Source organism: Clostridium sp. CF012 (assembly GCF_018861755.1).
Classification (GTDB): Bacteria; Bacillota; Clostridia; order Clostridiales; family Clostridiaceae; genus Clostridium_AD.
This window is the reverse complement of sequence record NZ_JAHLEF010000004.1, coordinates 117,295-135,498: the sequence shown is the minus strand read 5'-3', so window position 1 is coordinate 135,498 and position 18,204 is coordinate 117,295. Positions and strand designations below refer to the sequence as shown.

General features: G+C 32.4%; 23 protein-coding genes. 20 read left to right on the top strand and 3 right to left on the bottom strand.

All coding sequences use genetic code 11. The features are described 5' to 3' along the window. Positions 1 to 13 precede the first annotated feature (13 nt). The gene (gene rpmE / locus KPL50_RS06330) at positions 14 to 241 is read right to left on the bottom strand and encodes a 50S ribosomal protein L31 (RefSeq protein ID WP_216297609.1); all 228 of its coding nucleotides are present in this window, start codon (positions 239 to 241) and stop codon (positions 14 to 16) included. Positions 242 to 413: 172 nt separating this feature from the next. On the opposite strand from rpmE, the gene KPL50_RS06325 reads away from it, so the two are divergent. The 10 genes from KPL50_RS06325 to upp all read left to right on the top strand — a co-directional run bounded on the left by KPL50_RS06325 (position 414) and on the right by upp (position 8,034). Next, positions 414 to 998: a thymidine kinase gene (locus KPL50_RS06325; RefSeq protein ID WP_216297608.1), complete on the top strand. Its 585-nt coding sequence runs from the start codon at positions 414 to 416 to the stop codon at positions 996 to 998. Between the two features lie 2 nt (positions 999 to 1,000). Beyond that, a complete protein-coding gene (locus KPL50_RS06320; RefSeq protein ID WP_216297607.1) occupies positions 1,001 to 1,906 on the top strand; it encodes a DUF1385 domain-containing protein in 906 nt (301 codons plus the stop codon). 34 nt (positions 1,907 to 1,940) lie between these two features. Then, a complete protein-coding gene (gene prmC / locus KPL50_RS06315; protein WP_216297606.1) occupies positions 1,941 to 2,795 on the top strand; it encodes a peptide chain release factor N(5)-glutamine methyltransferase in 855 nt (284 codons plus the stop codon). 134 nt (positions 2,796 to 2,929) lie between these two features. Then, the gene (prfA, locus tag KPL50_RS06310; protein WP_216297685.1) at positions 2,930 to 4,009 is read left to right on the top strand and encodes a peptide chain release factor 1; all 1,080 of its coding nucleotides are present in this window, start codon (positions 2,930 to 2,932) and stop codon (positions 4,007 to 4,009) included. A gap of 15 nt (positions 4,010 to 4,024) precedes the next feature. Continuing rightward, a complete protein-coding gene (locus tag KPL50_RS06305; RefSeq protein ID WP_216297605.1) occupies positions 4,025 to 4,618 on the top strand; it encodes a hypothetical protein in 594 nt (197 codons plus the stop codon). 115 nt (positions 4,619 to 4,733) lie between these two features. Beyond that, a complete protein-coding gene (locus tag KPL50_RS06300) occupies positions 4,734 to 5,462 on the top strand; it encodes a ZIP family metal transporter (RefSeq protein WP_216297604.1) in 729 nt (242 codons plus the stop codon). Positions 5,463 to 5,508: 46 nt separating this feature from the next. After that, positions 5,509 to 6,555 (top strand): L-threonylcarbamoyladenylate synthase, encoded by a 1,047-nt coding sequence (locus KPL50_RS06295; protein ID WP_216297603.1) that lies wholly within the window; start codon positions 5,509 to 5,511, stop codon positions 6,553 to 6,555. A 98-nt stretch (positions 6,556 to 6,653) separates the two neighbouring features. Continuing rightward, positions 6,654 to 6,851 carry a hypothetical protein gene (locus KPL50_RS06290; protein ID WP_216297602.1) on the top strand — a complete coding sequence of 66 codons (198 nt, stop codon included), beginning with the start codon at positions 6,654 to 6,656 and terminating at the stop codon, positions 6,849 to 6,851. A 75-nt stretch (positions 6,852 to 6,926) separates the two neighbouring features. Further along, positions 6,927 to 7,367 (top strand): ribose 5-phosphate isomerase B, encoded by a 441-nt coding sequence (gene rpiB, locus KPL50_RS06285; RefSeq protein WP_216297601.1) that lies wholly within the window; start codon positions 6,927 to 6,929, stop codon positions 7,365 to 7,367. A 37-nt stretch (positions 7,368 to 7,404) separates the two neighbouring features. After that, on the top strand, positions 7,405 to 8,034 hold the full coding sequence (gene upp / locus KPL50_RS06280; protein ID WP_216297600.1) for a uracil phosphoribosyltransferase: 630 nt from the start codon (positions 7,405 to 7,407) through the stop codon (positions 8,032 to 8,034). 90 nt (positions 8,035 to 8,124) lie between these two features. Here the strand turns inward: upp and KPL50_RS06275 are convergent, their stop codons facing one another. Together KPL50_RS06275 and KPL50_RS06270 are read right to left on the bottom strand one after the other, a co-directional pair. After that, positions 8,125 to 8,670: an NADH peroxidase gene (locus tag KPL50_RS06275; protein WP_216297599.1), complete on the bottom strand. Its 546-nt coding sequence runs from the start codon at positions 8,668 to 8,670 to the stop codon at positions 8,125 to 8,127. 222 nt (positions 8,671 to 8,892) lie between these two features. Continuing rightward, the gene (locus tag KPL50_RS06270) at positions 8,893 to 9,588 is read right to left on the bottom strand and encodes a Crp/Fnr family transcriptional regulator (RefSeq protein ID WP_216297598.1); all 696 of its coding nucleotides are present in this window, start codon (positions 9,586 to 9,588) and stop codon (positions 8,893 to 8,895) included. Positions 9,589 to 9,782: 194 nt separating this feature from the next. Here KPL50_RS06270 and KPL50_RS06265 point away from each other — a divergent pair, with 194 nt between their 5' ends. The 10 genes from KPL50_RS06265 to atpA all read left to right on the top strand — a co-directional run bounded on the left by KPL50_RS06265 (position 9,783) and on the right by atpA (position 18,203). Beyond that, positions 9,783 to 10,511, top strand: a complete 729-nt coding sequence (locus KPL50_RS06265; protein ID WP_216297597.1) for an ATP-binding protein — start codon at positions 9,783 to 9,785, stop codon at positions 10,509 to 10,511. 240 nt (positions 10,512 to 10,751) lie between these two features. Continuing rightward, entirely contained in the window at positions 10,752 to 11,240 is a 489-nt protein-coding gene (locus KPL50_RS06260; RefSeq protein WP_216297596.1) for a deaminase, read from the top strand. Positions 11,241 to 11,318: 78 nt separating this feature from the next. After that, complete coding sequence (locus KPL50_RS06255) at positions 11,319 to 12,347, top strand: glycosyltransferase family 4 protein (protein ID WP_216297595.1); 1,029 nt, start codon at positions 11,319 to 11,321, stop codon at positions 12,345 to 12,347. Positions 12,348 to 12,426: 79 nt separating this feature from the next. Further along, positions 12,427 to 13,551, top strand: coding sequence for a non-hydrolyzing UDP-N-acetylglucosamine 2-epimerase (gene wecB / locus KPL50_RS06250; RefSeq protein WP_216297594.1), 1,125 nt, complete (start codon positions 12,427 to 12,429; stop codon positions 13,549 to 13,551). A gap of 686 nt (positions 13,552 to 14,237) precedes the next feature. After that, positions 14,238 to 14,612: a hypothetical protein gene (locus tag KPL50_RS06245; protein WP_216297593.1), complete on the top strand. Its 375-nt coding sequence runs from the start codon at positions 14,238 to 14,240 to the stop codon at positions 14,610 to 14,612. 4 nt (positions 14,613 to 14,616) lie between these two features. Then, on the top strand, positions 14,617 to 15,297 hold the full coding sequence (locus KPL50_RS06240; RefSeq protein WP_216297592.1) for a F0F1 ATP synthase subunit A: 681 nt from the start codon (positions 14,617 to 14,619) through the stop codon (positions 15,295 to 15,297). Positions 15,298 to 15,324: 27 nt separating this feature from the next. After that, positions 15,325 to 15,573, top strand: coding sequence for an ATP synthase F0 subunit C (gene atpE, locus KPL50_RS06235; RefSeq protein WP_216158274.1), 249 nt, complete (start codon positions 15,325 to 15,327; stop codon positions 15,571 to 15,573). An 81-nt stretch (positions 15,574 to 15,654) separates the two neighbouring features. Continuing rightward, a complete protein-coding gene (locus KPL50_RS06230; protein ID WP_375372906.1) occupies positions 15,655 to 16,134 on the top strand; it encodes a F0F1 ATP synthase subunit B in 480 nt (159 codons plus the stop codon). 1 nt (position 16,135) lies between these two features. Then, positions 16,136 to 16,669: a F0F1 ATP synthase subunit delta gene (locus KPL50_RS06225; RefSeq protein ID WP_216297591.1), complete on the top strand. Its 534-nt coding sequence runs from the start codon at positions 16,136 to 16,138 to the stop codon at positions 16,667 to 16,669. A gap of 16 nt (positions 16,670 to 16,685) precedes the next feature. After that, positions 16,686 to 18,203, top strand: a complete 1,518-nt coding sequence (gene atpA, locus KPL50_RS06220; RefSeq protein ID WP_216297590.1) for a F0F1 ATP synthase subunit alpha — start codon at positions 16,686 to 16,688, stop codon at positions 18,201 to 18,203. The last annotated feature ends 1 nt before the right edge of the window (position 18,204 follow it).

Sequence of the window (18,204 nt, the reverse complement as noted above, 5' to 3'; positions counted from 1 at the left end):
TTCCATTAATATATTATTCTGCGTCGTTTTCTACTTCGTTTTTTATGTTGAATTTTTTCATGAATCTGTCTACTCTTCCACCAGCATCAATATTCTTTTGCTTTCCAGTGTAGAATGGATGGCAGTTAGAACATACGTCTACTTTAAGTTCTTGTTTAGTAGATCCTGTAATAAAAGTGTTTCCACATGCACATTTAACAACTGTGTCTTTATGGTATTCTGGATGTATTCCTTCTTGCATATTTTTCACCTCTTTCAAAAAATAGATATATACCCGTATTGTCAACTATTCAAGTTTATCATATAATTGATTATTAAGTCAATAAGAATAAAATTATATTTGACTTTATTATATAGTGTATATTTGATAAAATACATGTAGTTAGTTTTTTTATAAAATTGGAGGTAAGAGTATGTATGGACCAAAAAATCATGGTTGGGTGGAAGTTATTATAGGACCTATGTATAGTGGAAAGTCTGAAGAACTTATACGCAGGATAAGAAGAACCAAAATTGCAAAACAAAAATTACAAGTTTTTAAACCGGAAATTGACAATAGATATAGCAAGGCAGATGTGGTATCTCACTGCGGAGAGAAGGAAGAGGCTGTTCCGGTTAAGGATAGTTCGCAGCTCTTAAGCCTATTAGATGAAGAGACACAAGTTGTTGCTATCGATGAGGTGCAATTTTTCGATAAAGGTATAATTGATGTAATTACAGCGCTGGCTGATAATAATAAAAGAGTTATATGTGCGGGACTAGATATGGATTTTAAGGGTGAACCTTTCGGACCTATACCTGCACTTCTTGCTGTAGCAGAATTTGTGGACAAAATTCAGGCTATTTGTGTAGTGTGTGGTAATCCTGCTACTAGAACTCAACGTTTGATTAATGGAAAACCAGCTAAATATGAGGATCCTATTGTCTTAATTGGCGCTACAGAATCTTATGAAGCGCGATGTAGAAAGTGTCATATTGTTCCTAGAGAAGGGGTGTAACTATGGCTAAGAATGTTAATGTTGGAGGTCAGGCTGTAATTGAAGGGGTTATGATGAGAGGGAGTAATGGCATTGCCACTGCGGTGAGAACCGAGCAAGGAGAAATTGTAGTGGAGAAAAAAAGCTATACCTCCTATACTAAAAAGAATAAATTTTTTGGATTACCTGTAATAAGAGGCTTCATTTCTTTAATTGAGTCCTTAGTTATAGGGGTACAAACATTAAACTATTCAGCTTCATTTTTCGAAGAGGAAGGGGAACCTTCAAAATTAGATAAATGGATAAAAAAAATATTCAAAGAAAAAAGTAATGATGTAATTATGGGAATATCCCTTGTTATTTCGCTGGTTATATCAATTGGGTTGTTTTTTATTTTACCAACCTTGGTAGCTAATATTTTTAGTAAAATGGGGACAAGTAATATGGGTATGAATATTGTAGAAGGAATTATTAGGGTTTTAATATTTCTACTATATGTGTATCTTATAGGAAAAATGGAAGATATTAAGAGGGTATACCAATATCATGGGGCAGAACATAAAACCATATTTTGTTACGAAAACAATGTTGAGTTAACTCCAGAGAATGCAGCTAAATTTGGAAGATTACATCCAAGGTGTGGTACGAATTTTTTATTTTTAGTTATGATAGTTAGTATAATAGTGTTCTCTTTAACTGGTTGGAATTCAATTGGGGAGAGAATAATGTATAGGATTATACTTCTTCCAGTAATTTCAGGTATAAGCTATGAAATTATTAAATGGATGGGAAAAAGCCAGGGTTCCTTATCTAAAATCCTTTCTTATCCAGGACTTAAGCTACAGAATTTAACTACAAGAGAACCGGATCTGTCACAACTCGAAGTGGCAATAAAGGCTCTTAAAGTAGCTGAGGGTATTGAAGATTAATTAGAACTGTGATTAAGAAGGGTGGTGGAAAGTAATGAATATAGGAGAAATACTTCTTAAGTCCTATGGAATTTTAAAAAAAGTTGGCATTGAGAGCTATATGTTAGATTCACAACTTTTACTAGGCAAGGTTTTAAATGTGGATAAGTTGTTCATAATGCTTAATAGAGACTTTAATCTTAATCCAAAGCAAGAAGAGGAAATTTCACAGCTAATTCAGCTTAGGAAAAGTAAGATGCCTATAAAATATATTCTTGGTGAATGTGAATTTATGGGTATGAGTTTAATAGTAAAGCCCGGAGTCTTGATACCAAGACCTGACACTGAAATTTTAGTTGAAGAAGTGATTAAGTGTATAAATGAAAAAGTTTATACTAGAGTCTGCGATGTTTGTAGTGGGAGTGGCGCTATTGGCATAGCTATAGCTGAATTCATTAAAGGGGCGAAGGTAGCGCTTTATGATATTTCAGGCGATGCAATAGCTGTTGCAAAACTAAATATAGACAGATTTGACTTGGCGAGTAGGGTTAGTGTAGAGAGTAGTGATTTATTGCAAAGTGCTATACAACAAAATAAGAAATTTCAAGTGGTGGTTTCTAATCCTCCTTATATAAGAGAAGCAGTTATACCTACTTTGATGGAGGATGTAAAAAATTATGAGCCTTGCATTGCCCTTAGTGGTGGGGAAGATGGTTTGGATTTTTATAGGAGAATTACAAAAGAGAGTTTGCTGGTTTTGGAAAAGGGTGGTCTTTTAGCTTTTGAAATAGGGTATGATCAAAGAGAAGAGGTCCAGGATATCCTTTTAAAATCGGGATTTAATACCATAGAATGCATTAAAGATTTATCTGGAAATGATAGGGTTATTAAAGGCACCTTAATGGATTAATACACTTTAGTGGGCCACAGTATATTGTGAATTAGGTCACTGAAGTAGAGTAATTCATAGTTATGTTGGATTTGTATATCGCACATAACTATGGTATAATGTTTAGATGTGAAAATATATATACGGAGTGATAAATAATGTTAGATAGGCTTGAGTTTACAGAAAGTAAATATGAAGAAATTACAATGAAAATTGGAGACCCTTTGGTTATTGCCAATCAAAAAGAATGGCAAAAGCTTTGCAAAGAACATGCAGAATTGGAAATAGTTGTTACGAAATATAGAATATATAAAAAAGCTAAAGAAGATTTAGAAACAAACAAAGAAATGCTTAAAGATGAATCTGATAGAGAAATGAAAGATATGATTCAAGAGGAAATTAAGGACTTAATTCTAACTAAGGACACTATGCAAGAAGAATTAAGAATTTTGCTTTTACCTAAGGACCCTAATGATGATAAGAACGTGTTTATCGAAATTAGAGCTGGAGCAGGTGGAGATGAAGCGGCATTGTTTGCAGCAAATCTATTTAGAATGTACACGAGATATGCAGAACGTAATAAATGGAAAGTTGAAGTAATGAGTGCTAATGAAACAGATATTGGCGGATTCAAAGAAGTAGTATTTATGGTAAAAGGTGACTCTACCTATAGTAAATTTAAATACGAAAGTGGAGTACACAGAGTTCAAAGAGTACCAGATACAGAGTCCAGTGGAAGAATCCATACATCTACGGCTACGGTAGCGGTTTTGCCAGAAGTCGACGATGTAGATATTGAAGTTAGTGCAAATGATTTAAGGATAGATGTGTTTAGAGCGTCTGGTAATGGAGGACAATGTGTTAATACAACAGATTCAGCAGTAAGAATGACACATATTCCTACAGGACTTGTAGTTTCTTGCCAGGATGAGAAATCCCAGTTAAAAAACAAAGAAAAAGCTCTGAAGATATTAAAATCTAGATTGTTTGATAAAGCTGAGGCTGAAAGATCAGCAGGAATAGCTGAAGATAGAAAGAGCCAAGTAGGTACGGGAGATAGAAGCGAAAGAATAAGAACTTACAACTATCCTCAAGGAAGAGTAACAGATCATAGAATAGGCTTAACCTTGTATAGATTAGAAGCTTTTCTTGATGGAGACATCGATGAGATGATGAATACATTAATAACTGCTGACCAAGCAGAAAAAATGCAAGCCATGGGCAATAACGATTAGTGAAAGGTGAGACTAATGAATATAAATAAAGCCATTAGAAAGCAAAAAAAAACTTATAAAGGGTTTATGCTATCGATGTGCTTTATTTTTGTTTTATTACCTATTATGCTAATAGTGTCAAATATTACAAATGCATTTCTTGTAATATATTTGGTGTGCAATGAGCTACTTATTGCTACTGTTATGATTCTTAGAATTAATGAGGAATATATTGATTTTAAATTGGAAGGGTACAAAATTAGCATATGGTGTGGAATTGCAAAAAATAAATTTATTATTATATGCAAAAAAGTTGTTTTTGTTCATACTGAAGATCAAGGTAAGAACTTAGAGCTTATTATAATAACAAAATCAAAATTTAGAAACAAAAGAATTTACCCCATAGATATAGATTTTTTAAAAAAGCACCCCTATGTAGCACAGATGTATAATAAAATTAAAATTGAGAATCCAGAAGGAACATATTTTTATTTTACAATTAAACATGGTGGATTTAGGAAATATATTTTGCTGGATGACGTCTATAGATCTTGTGTTGACGCAATATTTTCAGACGATGCTATAGAAAAAATCAAAGAATATAGAGAATACTGCATAAACCCCCACTGATGGAATAAAATTAGATATAGAGAAATAAGTAGAGTGTATAAATGTTTCTATACTTTGTTCTCATATGGAATTGTAAGGTATATGATTATGATTCTATGGAAGTGGGGGTATAAAATTGAACAGTAATATTGTTTTGATAATTATATTTTCAGGAGTAATAGCTTTGATTGGTACTATGTCTGGTGCGCTTTTAGGTGTTGTTATGAACAAACCTTCACGAAAGTTCTTAGGAAATATTATAGGATTTGCATCAGGGCTTATGCTTTCTATTGTAGTTTTTGAACTTATCCCAGAGGCTACAGAGAAAACCGGCTTGTTTGGAACACTATTATTTTTAATCCTAGGCATTATCATTGTTGCGATAATAGATAAAATAAGCAGTCTAAGTGGCAATTCAAATTCGCAATTTACAAAGGTGGCATTTATGGTTGCTATTGGAATAATGCTTCATAATTTTCCCGAAGGTCTAATAATGGGCTTTGGGTTTGTTAATGGAGAAAACTTAGGACTGAAAATGAGTGTGATAATTGCAATACATGATGTGCCAGAGGGTTTAGCTGTGGCAGCACCACTAATGCTCTCAGGAACAAGAAGCGGAAAAATATTATTGTATGCATTTTTAACAGCACTACCTACTGCGATTGGTGCCTGGATAGGAATTTATATTGGGAGTATATCTACAAATATATTAGGTGGTGCTCTAGCATTTGCCTCAGGCGTTATGTTATATGTGATTTATGGGGAAATGATTCCACAGTCTAAAAAACTTTGGTCTGGAATTACAAATACATTGGGAATACTTTTGGGTATAATAGTGGGGTTAATAATGACTAATGTGATTTAACAATATTTCAGCTTTAAAGAAGATGATTTAATTAAGAGGTGTAAGGATGAAAACGAAGGTAGCAATAATAGACGAAAATAATATTGATCAAAGTATAATTGATGAGGCGGGGCTTGTTATAGCTGAAGGTGGATTAGTTGTTTTTCCTACTGAAACAGTTTATGGGCTTGGAGCTAATGCCTTAGATGAGATAGCTGTAGAAAAGATTTTTAAGGCCAAGGGAAGGCCACAGGATAACCCCCTTATAGTACATGTATCTGATTTTAATATAGATCCTTTAGTTAAAGAAATACCACATATAGCAAGAGAAATTATGAACAAATATTGGCCCGGTCCAATAACATTGATTTTTAGTAAGTCTGATCTGATTCCCAGTATAACAAGTGCAGGGCTTAATACTGTTGGTATAAGAATGCCATCAAATATTATTGCTAAAAAGCTTATTGAGGCAGCAGGAACGCCTATTGCAGCGCCCTCAGCTAATATATCTGGTAGGCCTAGTCCTACTGAGGTAGAGAGTTGTATTGAGGATTTAAGCGGAAAGATAGATTATATTTTAGGTGGAGATAAAAGTAAAGTAGGCCTTGAGTCAACAATAGTGGATTGCACTTGTACACCACTATGCATACTAAGGCCGGGTGCTATAACCATTGAGATGCTAAGAGAAATAGATGGTGGGATATATATTGATAAAAATATAATGTCTAAACAAAAGGATGATTTTAAGCCTAAAGCCCCTGGTATGAAGTATAGACATTATGCACCAAAAGCCCCAGTGAAAATTATATGTGGAGATTTAGAAAAAACTATTGCAAAAATCAATGAAATAGTGCAGAATAGTATGGGCAAGAAAAAAATAGGTATTATGGCAACAGATGAAACAAAAGACAAATATACTTGTGGAACTGTTATTTCTTTAGGTAGCAGAAAAAATCTAGATACCGTGGGCAGAAATCTTTTTGAAGTTTTAAGAAGCTTTGATGCTATAGATGTAGATTTGATATTGTCAGAAGCCTTTGAAGAAAAGGGTATAGGTTTTGCTATAATGAATAGGCTTAAGAAGTCAGCAGGTTTTGATATAATTTACGTATAGGTAGATGGCAGGTTATAGGTGGCGTCTATTCCAGAGAAATACGAGGCATATAACAATTGATAATTGTTATATGACCCAGATGAATAAGAGGAGGAACTATGGATATATTATATATTTGTAATGATAAAATGCGAAAAAGCTATATTAGAGAAGCTATTTGCAATGAAATATTTACTGTAAATAATATTGGAACATATGTTACGTATACTACAATTTATTCAAAGTTTTTTGATGGATTAAAGAATAATGTATTCTTATTATGGGATAATACAAGGAAGATAATGGTATTTAAATAGTATATTTAAATACTGATATCTTCTTTTTTGTATAATATCTTTTAATAAGAAAATATATCTTGGAGGTGTTTTACTATGAAAATAGCATTGGGTAGTGATCATGGTGGTTTAAATTTAAAGAAACAGATAATCCTACATCTAGAGAGTAAAAATATTGAGATAAAAGACTTTGGTACTTATACTGAAGATTCTTGCGATTATCCGGATTATGCATTAAAAGTTGCAGAGGTAGTAGTAGCAGAAAAGTTTGAACTAGGCATATTAATATGTGGCACAGGTATAGGTATAGGCATCGCTGCTAATAAAGTCCCTGGTATAAGGGCTGCGTTATGTCATGATACTTTTAGCGCTCATGCTACCAGGGAGCATAATAATGCTAACATACTTACTCTTGGCGAGAGGGTTATTGGTGTTGGTTTAGCACTAGATATAGTTGATGCATTTATAAGTGCTAAATTTCAAGGAGAAAGACACCAAAAAAGAATTGATAAAATCACTGAAATTGAGAAAAAATAGTCTAAATAAACTTTAAAAATATTAGGAGGTAATATATATGAGTAAAGTAACACAAATAACACATCCCCTTATACAACACAAATTGGCGTACATAAGAGATAAAAACACAGGTTCAAAGGATTTTAGAGACTTAGTTCAAGAGGTCGCTATGCTAATGGCTTATGAGGTTACACGTGACATACAATTAGAAGAAGTAGAAATTGAAACTCCTATTTGTACTACTAAATGTAGTATTTTAGCTGGAAAGAAAATGGCTATAGTTCCAATACTCAGAGCAGGACTCGGAATGGTTGATGGTATGCTAAAAATTATACCGGCAGCTAAGGTAGGACACATAGGAATGTATAGAAATGAGGAAACATTGCAACCAGTTGAATATTTCTGTAAATTACCTCAGGATATTAATGAAAGAGATGTAATTATTACAGATCCTATGATTGCTACTGGAGGTTCTGCAATAGATGCAATATCAGCGCTTAAAAAAAGAGGAGCTATAAATATAAGAATCATGTGTCTTATAGCTGCACCAGAGGGAATTAAGGCTATTACGGATGCGCACCCAGATGTGGATATATATGTAGCTTCAATTGATGAGAAATTAAATGAAAAAGGATATATAGTACCAGGTCTTGGAGATGCTGGAGACAGATTGTTCGGCACTAAATAATTGATTACTATAAATTAACTATGAAAGTTTAAAAAGCAACTTACAGAAAATCATCTGTAAGTTGCTTTTATTTTTTTACTTAATTAAATCTTATTGAAAATATCTATTAAGTAAACCCTTAAAGGCTGAACCGTGACGTGCTTCATCTTTGCACATTTCATGTACTGTATCATGGATTGCATCATAGTTAAGTTTTTTAGCTAAAGTAGCTAAGTCTTTCTTACCTTGGCAAGCGCCATGTTCGGCAGCGACTCTCATTTCAAGGTTTTTCTTAGTATCTGATGTTACAACTTCTCCAAGAAGTTCAGCGAATTTTGAAGCGTGATCAGCTTCTTCAAAAGCTATTCGCTTATAAGCTTCTGCGACTTCTGGAAAACCTTCTCTATCAGCTTGACGACTCATTGCTAAATACATACCAACTTCAGTACATTCTCCAATAAAGTTAGCCCTTAATGCTTCTACGACTTCTGAACTTGCATCTTTAGCAACTCCGATTTTATGTTCATCTGCCCAAGACATCTCATTATCATCTTGCTCTATAAACTTATCACTTTTTGCACCACAAATTGGACAAACATCAGGTGCTAAGTCTCCTTCATGGATATATCCACATACTGTACAAACAAATTTTTTCATTTTTATTTTCCCCCTCTTAGTTCTATTAAGTAGATAATAACTATTAATTGTTATCTACCCTGGCATTCTATTGCGTCAGATAACAATTACTATAAGTAGTATAGTTTACTGATTAGTTAGGAATTTAATACTTAAATTACCTACAATATTAACTATACACGAATGGATAATAATTATCAAGTAAAATTTAATATTTACTGGAAAAAATCTACCATGCCACAATTAAACTAATATATCCTTAAGGCCATCTAGATCTTTTATTTGGACTAAGCTCTTATTGAAATCTATTAAGCCATCTGCCTTCATATTAACAAATTCTCTGGAAAGGGATGGTCTTTGAACACCTAGATGCTCAGCAAGGCTTTTTCTAGACATAGAAAGTGTAAGTGCTGTGGTGTTTTGAATCTCATATTGAGAAATTAAGTAATTCGATATTTTTTGCCTTAGTGTCTCAAAGGATAGTTCTTTAATTTTTTTATTTAATAAAAGGATTTTACTTGATAGAAGTTGCATAAAATTATTCAATACTTTAGGGTAGGCGCTACACATAGCTATAATATCTTTTTTTGAAATATAAAGTATAATTGCGCCTTTAGAAGATATTATAGTAGCTGGGTATATATTTGTTTCTGAAAAAGCTATCGCCTCACCAAAGGTTTTACCTCTATTTAATTTTGCCAATGTAACTACTTTTCCACTAGCATAATGTTTTTGTACTTCCAGCTCGCCTTGGATTACAATTCCGAGTGATTCACAGATGTCACCCTCTAATGCCACTATACAAGTACGGCATTCAAAACAGTTTTTACAGTTATCGGAAATGGAGTAGTTTATATTCTTAATTAAATTTTGCAATTCTGCAACCGTCAAGTCTTTAAATAAAATACAATGCTTTAAACAATCTATTAGTTTATCCATAAAATCACCCTCAAATTTTCAATTTGGTAACATGAGTTACATATTATCATAAGTAATTCTAATATAATTTCTATAGGCAGTCAATTAAATTATCACTGGGGTACATGAAAACAAATGAAATATTTAATAAAATTAAGTGCTAGTTATTTTAATGAGACTTAAAAAAATATATAAAAAAATCAGGAGGAGTTAAAATGAAAAGAGATATTATTAGTATAGATGAAAGTAAATGTAATGGTTGTGGAATATGTATAAGTGGCTGTCATGAAGGAGCCATAGAGCTCGTTGACGGTAAGGCTAAATTAATAAGTGATGAGTATTGTGACGGACTAGGAGATTGTTTACCTCAATGCCCTACAGATGCTATTAAAATAATCCAAAGAGAAGCTGTAGATTATGACCTTCAGGCTGTTGAAATAAAAAAAGATCTACAAAGTGTAAAGCCTAATTTGCCTTGTGGGTGTCCTGGTACAATGGAAAAGTCCATCAAAAGAAATATTGATTTAAATATAAAAAAAGTATCAACTAAAATAAATAACGATGCAGAGGGCTCAGTAGCTTCTGAGTTAAATCAATGGCCAGTACAGCTAAAGTTAGTTAATACTAAGGCTGGATTTTTAAATGGCGCGGATATATTAATTGCCGCAGATTGCACAGCTTACGCTTATGGGAATTTCCATAAAGAATTTATAAAGGGAAGAGTAACACTAATAGGCTGTCCAAAGCTTGATGATAATGAGTATTACAAAGAGAAAATCGTAGAAATATTAAAAAATAATGATATTAAGAGTATCACAGTGGTGAGAATGGAGGTACCTTGTTGCGCAGGGATTGTTAGCTGCGTAAAGGGAGCTATGCTTGAGGCTGGAATAATCGTACCATACAAAGAGGTAACTATTGGTATAAATGGAGTAATAATTTAAATCTATAATCCATACTTTAAAACTATATTTTCTCTATATTTAAGTTTTTTTAGAAAGCATATATTATTAAAAATAATATATGCTTTTTTTAATTTATAGTAAATTTATATATATAGCAGATTAAACACTTTAAATTCTTAATTTTTTAGTGTAAAATGATAGGGATTGATTATTAGATTATAGATTTAGATTTTGATTTCTCATCTACATAATTAAAATATATTTATGTGAGGTATATTTATGGTAAGAATTGACAAACATAATTATTATTTAGATATATGCGAAACCATATCTGAACGAGGAACTTGTATGCGGAGAAATTTTGCAGCTATAATAGTGAAAAATGATGAAATTATGTCTACGGGATATACTGGAGCGCCTAGAGGCAGAGTGAATTGTTGTGATTTAGGAGTTTGTAGAAGAGAAGAGTTAAAAATTCCAAGAGGCACAAGGTATGAGCTTTGTAGATCAGTACATGCAGAACAAAATGCAATTATATCAGCTCGCAGAAATGATATGATAGGGGCGACCTTGTATTTAGTTGGAAAAGAAGTAAATAGTGGTGAATTAGTTAATAATGCGTCCCCTTGCTCCTTATGTAAGAGATTTATAATTAATGCAGGTATAGAAAAAGTAATAATTAGAGATGACAAAATACAGTATAAAATTGTATATGTAGAGAAATGGATAGAAAATGATGACTCACTTCAAGGTGATGGTGGATATTAATATATCAGCACCTAGGTGATGATTTAATTTATATTTATCAAATAAAAACACTGTTTTTGTGAAAGAAAGGTTTTTTTTATGATTAATATTTATATTTTAGCGATAATCACAGCTTTAATTTCTTTTATAATTACCCCCTTAATTAAGAAATTTGCAATAGTTGTTAATGCCATTGATATTCCTAAAGATGAAAGGCGAGTTCACAAAAAACCTGTTCCGGTTATGGGTGGACTTGCAATATATATATCTTTTGTTATAGGAGTAATTTTATATAATGGTATTTTAACAAAGTCTCAACTAGGTATAATTGTCGGTGCAACGATAATCGTTGTTGGCGGCATGATAGATGATATAAAAGAGTTAAGTCCTAAATACAAGCTTTTAATACAAGTAATGGCTGCTGCATGTCTTTTAGTATCAGGCATAAAAATATCAATTTTAACTAATCCTTTTAGAGAATTTTATCCTTATTTAAACATAGGATGGGTAAGTATTCCTGTAACGATAATATGGATTATAGGTGTGACTAATGCTTTTAATCTAATAGATGGATTAGATGGACTCGCAGCAGGAATAGCATTTATATCCTGTGTTACTTTAATGATAGTTTCCATAATAAATGGAAGACTGGAGGCGGCATTTTTAACTGCGGTGTTAAGTGGGGCGGTTTTAGGGTTTTTACCATATAATTTCAATCCGGCATCTATTTTTATGGGGGATACGGGCTCTCAATTACTAGGTTTTCTACTAGCCGCAATTTCAATTGAAAGTGCTATTAAATCTGCAACGGCATTTGTTATAGCGGTGCCGATTCTAGCTTTTGCATTGCCTATTTATGACACCCTTTTTGCCATGATTAGAAGGAAAGCTAATGGGAAATCTATAATGCAAGCAGACAAAGGTCATTTGCACCATCGGCTTTTGGATATGGGACTTAGCCAAAAGCAAGCGGTCATTATTATGTATTTTATAAGTGCTGTGCTAGGTGGGATTGCCATTATAGCAATGCAAATGAGCAATCAAAGGGCTTACTTTATGTTAGCATTAGTAATGGTGATAACAGTTTCGACAGCTTGGAAATATGGTATTTTTAAGCACAAAGAGTAATTTGTATATCTTTGAATTTAATAAATGCTATTTTCTTGTGATTGTAATTTAAATTGAGTTAAATTAGGAGGTTACCCTGGTGGAAAATATTAAAGTTATAGTGATATTTGGTACAAGACCTGAGGCTATAAAAATGGCACCTCTAGTTAAAGAATTAAAAAAAAATTCTCGAATACAATGCGTGGTATGTGTAACTGCTCAGCACAGAGAACTATTAGACCAAGTCTTGGAACTTTTTAACATAGAGCCTCAGTATGACTTAAACATAATGAAATCAAAACAAAGCTTAACAGGGATAACATGCTCTGTGCTTCAAGGTCTAGAGGAAATCTTTGAGAGCGAGAAGCCGGATATGGTGCTAGTACATGGAGATACTACCACAACATTTGCTGCGTCTCTTGCAGCTTTTTATAGAAAGATCCCCGTTGGACATGTAGAAGCTGGTCTAAGAACTCATAATAAGTTTTTCCCTTATCCAGAAGAAATTAATAGAAAATTAACTGGGACCCTTGCAGATTTACACTTTGCGCCCACTACTACCTCTAAAGAAAACCTATTAAGGGAGGGAATAGAGGAAAGTGCTATTTTTGTTACGGGGAATACAGTTATAGATGCTATGAAGTTTACTATTAAGGAAGACTATATTTTTGAAAATTGTGAGCTAAATGAAATAGACTATAAAAATAAAAAAGTAATAATGGTTACAGCGCATAGGAGAGAAAATTGGGGAGCTGGAATTGAAAATATATGTAATGCACTGAAAATTGTTGTCCGCGAAAATGAAGACGTAGAAGTATTGTATCTAGTTCATCCGAATCCAGTAGTGAAAGATGTGGTTGACAGAATTTTAAAAGGTGAGGATAGAATACATTTGCTCCAGCCTATCGACACGGACGAAATGCATAATTTAATGAAGAAATGTTACCTAGTAATGACTGACTCAGGAGGAATTCAAGAAGAAGCTCCCCACCTGTGTAAGCCAGTTTTAGTACTTAGGGATGTTACGGAGAGAGTAGAGGCTCAGAAGGCTGGTACAGTAAGGCTAGTAGGGACAAAAGTACAGGAAATTATATTAAATGCTAATATGCTTCTAAGAAATGAAGAGGAGTATAATCGTATGAGCACATCAATTAATCCTTATGGTGATGGAAATGCTTCTGTTAAAATAGTAGATTCACTATTAAAATATTTTAAGATTTGTTAAAAGCTTATTAAAATAGGTTTAAGAATTTATAAATTAAATTCTTAAACCTATTTTTTTAGCATTTATACAAAAAAAATAATTTTCGAAATAAAGTTTCTAATGTTAAAAAAATCATATTAGGCTACGATAACCAGAGGTGCTTAAATGTATTGTTTATCCTCATATGTAGTATTAAAAAGCCTATAACTAGCGTAATAAGAGTAATTTAATGTATATTTGCATTACTGGATGTTAAAATAATTGAAATAAAAAAAGAAATTACTAGAATTTTTGAAAATAAAAAAAATAAAATCTTGCAATTGTATTGAAAAAAAGAACAATTATAATGATGGTAGATTTTTTTATAGAGTTTTTGTAAATGTTTAACTAAATATAATTTATTTAAAAAAGTTCTTAAAGGGCAGTGAAATCAACAGTATTAAAATCTTATGCATTAATATTATAAATATTGAGAATATTAAGTATATTAAAAGAAATAAATTAATTGAATAATTGTAATTGCAAATTATTTGATAAGCCGGAATATATCACAATATAGACATATTCAGAGCAAACATGAGATTTCCTCGAAAAAACCGACTTAAATGCACTCATATCTCGAAAAATTGAGAAATTCTAGGTTTTATTTATAAAAATTAGTAGACTATAATTGGATTTGTTAGTAAATAGTGAGGAGAATAAAAAAAGTGAATATTAAGTCTGCGCAGATGTATAAGAAAATTAATTTCTTTAATTTTTTCATTGCACTCATTGGAACTACTCTAATTTATTTTATTGAAAAAAAATACGCAGTATTTTTTTTGTTAGGTCTAATGGTAGCAAGTATTAGTTTATTATTTAATTTGATATCTGTTAATTTTATATTTAGTAAAGTAAAAAATAAGTATGGATTTATTACCTTTTTTGGATTGTTCTTTAGGGTAATTATAGTATGTGGAATAGGCTTATTGGTTTTTAATTATTTGAATTTTGCTATAATTGCGTTTATATTAGGGTATACTTCACAATTTATTTCTCTAGTACTTTACGGAATTAATATAAAAGAGTGTGAAGGGAAGTGAGTAAGTGGGAGAAATTGCACAATTGCCTAGTGTGAATTTATTTGGATATAATTTTCAAATTACACAGAGTTTAATAGTACAGTGGGTAATAGTTTTGGGGCTGAGCATACTAATAGCATTTATTAATAGAAATCTTAAAAAAATACCAGACAAAAAACAAAGCATAGTTGAAATGCTTGTAGAATTTGTGGAAGAAACAGTACAGGAGACTATGGGTAAAAGTTTCAAGAATTTCGTTCCATTTATAGGTACGCTAGGAATTTACCTTTTATCGATGAATTTGGTAGGCTTATTTGGAATAAAGCCGCCTACTACAGATTATAGTGTAACTTTGGGAATGAGCTTAATTACATTTTTAGTTATACAAGGCTATACAATTAAAAAAGCCGGTATAATGCATTATTTTACTGGATATGCAAAGCCATTACCCTTATTACTTCCAATAAATATAATGGAGAGAATTATGCTACCGGTATCTTTAAGTCTAAGATTATTTGGAAATATGTTTGCGGCAACTATAATTATGGAATTAGTGTATGGTGGACTGAGTAAAATTACTTGGGTAGCGCAACTTGGAATACCAATACCATTACATATGTATTTTGATTTATTTGATGGCACTATTCAAATGGTTATTTTTGTAATGCTAACAATGATTAATATTGTAATAATTTCAGAACATTAAAATAAAAATTAATAGGAGGAATATTTTATGGATTCAGCAGGATTTATAGCAGGAATGTCAGCAATAGGAGCGGGAATAGCAGCTATCGGGGTTATAGGTGGTGGAATAGGAACAGGAAATGCTACAGCAAAGGCTGTAGAGGGTATTGCAAAACAGCCAGAGGCTAGTGATAAAATAATTAGAGCGTTAGTTATAGGTGGAGCTCTATCTGAAGCAACAGCTATCTATGGTTTCTTAATAGCGTTATTATTAATTTTACTTGGTGTGAAAGGCTAAAAAGAAATAGTAAAGGGAAGGTAGGTGAAATTCTCGGTTTGCATAAGGGGAAAAAAACTTGATAAACCGTGATTTTATATGATAGAAATGGATTTAGGTAATATTACAGCTGCAATGGTAAATTTCCTTATACTACTTTTCATTGCTAAACGTTATCTGTTTATACCAGTAAATAAGATTTTAGATGAAAGAAAACAAGAATTAGATTCTTCTTTTAAAAAAGCAAAAAGTGATACAGAAGAAGCTAACAGATTGAAAATAGAAAATGGTGAAAAATTAAAGTTAGCAAAAAAAGAAGGTAAGGAAATAGTAGAAATATACAAGCAAAAAGCAGAAAAAATATCTGGCGAATTGATCGAAGATGCGAAGCAAGAAGCTATACTTATTATTGAAAGATCAAGAGTCGAAATTGAAAGAGAAAAAGAAAAAGCACAAAGTGAAATTAAAAAACAAGTTATAGATTTATCTTTAATATTGTCTGAAAAAGCTCTAGAGCAGCATATAGATGAAAAAGAACATAGAAGATTGATTGAGGATTTTATATTTAAGGTAGGTAGCTAATATGTATGAATACTTAGACAAGAGATATGCACTAGCACTATACACTGTTGCTGAGGAAAAAGGAAAAGTAGAAGAATATTTAAATGACCTTAGAGAAATTGTTTCGCTAATGAAGAACGATGCTGAGTTTCTTAAAGTTATTAAATACCCACAAATAAGCACCTCGGCAAAAAAGAAGATGTTCATAAAGATTTTTAAGGGCAGAATTGATGAGGATCTTTTATCTTTCTTACTTATTCTTATAGAAAAAGATAGAATATTGTTTACTGAAGAAAAACTTAAAGAAATGGAAAAAATCCACTTAGAGCGTAATAATACACTACTGGTGGAGGTTGTAACGGTAATACCACTTAAAGATTTTGAAAAAGAAAACTTGCGAATGAAATTATTCAAAATGTATGATAAGAATATTATCTTTCATGAAAAATTGGATAAAAACATTATAGGTGGAGTATATATTAGGGTCGGCGATGACGTTATTGATGGTACAATAAAAAACAAATTAGACGAAATGAAAAAATTAATGTTTAAATAGGAATAGAGGTGAGTTTATGAATATAAAACCAGAAGAGATAACATCCATTATAAAGAAAGAAATAGAAAGATATGAAAAGAAAATTGACACTGTTGACTCAGGAACCATAATTCAAATAGGTGATGGAATTGCCAGAGTATATGGTTTGGATGATTGCATGGAAGGGGAACTTTTAGAGTTCCCAGGTGGAGTATATGGTATGGCCCTCAATTTAGAACAAGACAATGTGGGATGTGTACTTCTAGGAAGTGGAGAAGGTATCAAAGAAGGTGACGTAGTAAAGAGAAGTGGCAGAGTAGTTGAAGTTCCCGTAGGGGAAGCACTAATAGGAAGAGTTGTGAATTCTCTAGGTGTGCCAATAGACGGTAAGGGTCCAATTAAAACTACAGAGACAAGAGCTGTAGAAGTAGAAGCACCTGGAGTTATTGATAGACAATCTGTAAAAGTACCTCTTCAAACAGGAATAAAAGCAATAGACTCTATGGTACCAATTGGAAGAGGTCAAAGGGAACTCATAATTGGAGATAGGCAAACAGGAAAGACAGCCTTGACTATAGACACTATTTTAAATCAGAAGGGCAAGGATGTTGTATGCATATATGTTGCAATTGGTCAAAAACAATCTACCGTTGCACATATTGTTAACACCTTATCTGAAATGGGAGCCTTAGATTATACAATAGTTGTAGCATCCACAGCCTCTCATTCGGCTCCGCTTCAGTATTTAGCACCTTATGCTGGATGCAGCATGGGAGAATATTTTATGAACAAAGGCAGAGATGTATTAATAGTCTATGATGATTTATCTAAGCACGCGGTAGCTTATAGAGCTATGTCATTATTACTTCGTAGACCACCAGGCAGAGAAGCTTATCCAGGGGATGTATTTTATATCCATTCAAAATTATTAGAAAGAGCAGCAAAACTTTCAGATAAATTAGGTGGTGGATCATTAACTGCCCTTCCTATAATAGAAACTCTTGCAGGGGATGTTACAGCATATATACCAACTAATGTTATTTCCATAACAGATGGCCAAATATTTCTTGAGGCAGAATTGTTCCATTCAGGACAAAGACCCGCTGTTAATGCTGGAATATCTGTATCAAGAGTTGGCGGAAATGCTCAAACAAAAGCTATGAAACAAGTTACGGGAACTTTAAGGCTAGAACTTGCCCAATATAGGGAACTTGCAGCTTTTGCACAATTTGGTACGGATCTTGATCATGATGCTAAAATGAGACTGGAAAAAGGAAAAAGATTAATTGAAATATTAAAGCAAGATCAATATATGCCAGTATCAGTAGAAAAGCAAGTAATGATTTTCTTTGCTGGAGCTAATAACTATCTTATGGATATTCCTGTACATCAAATAACTAGATTCGAAAGTGAATTCTTGGAGTACATGGATACACATCATAGAGAAGTAGGTAAAGAGTTAGCAGAAGTAAAGGCGCTAAATGATAAAATAAAACAACAACTTATTGATTCTATAGAAGAGTTTAAAAGAATATTTTCAATAGAAAAGTATTAAC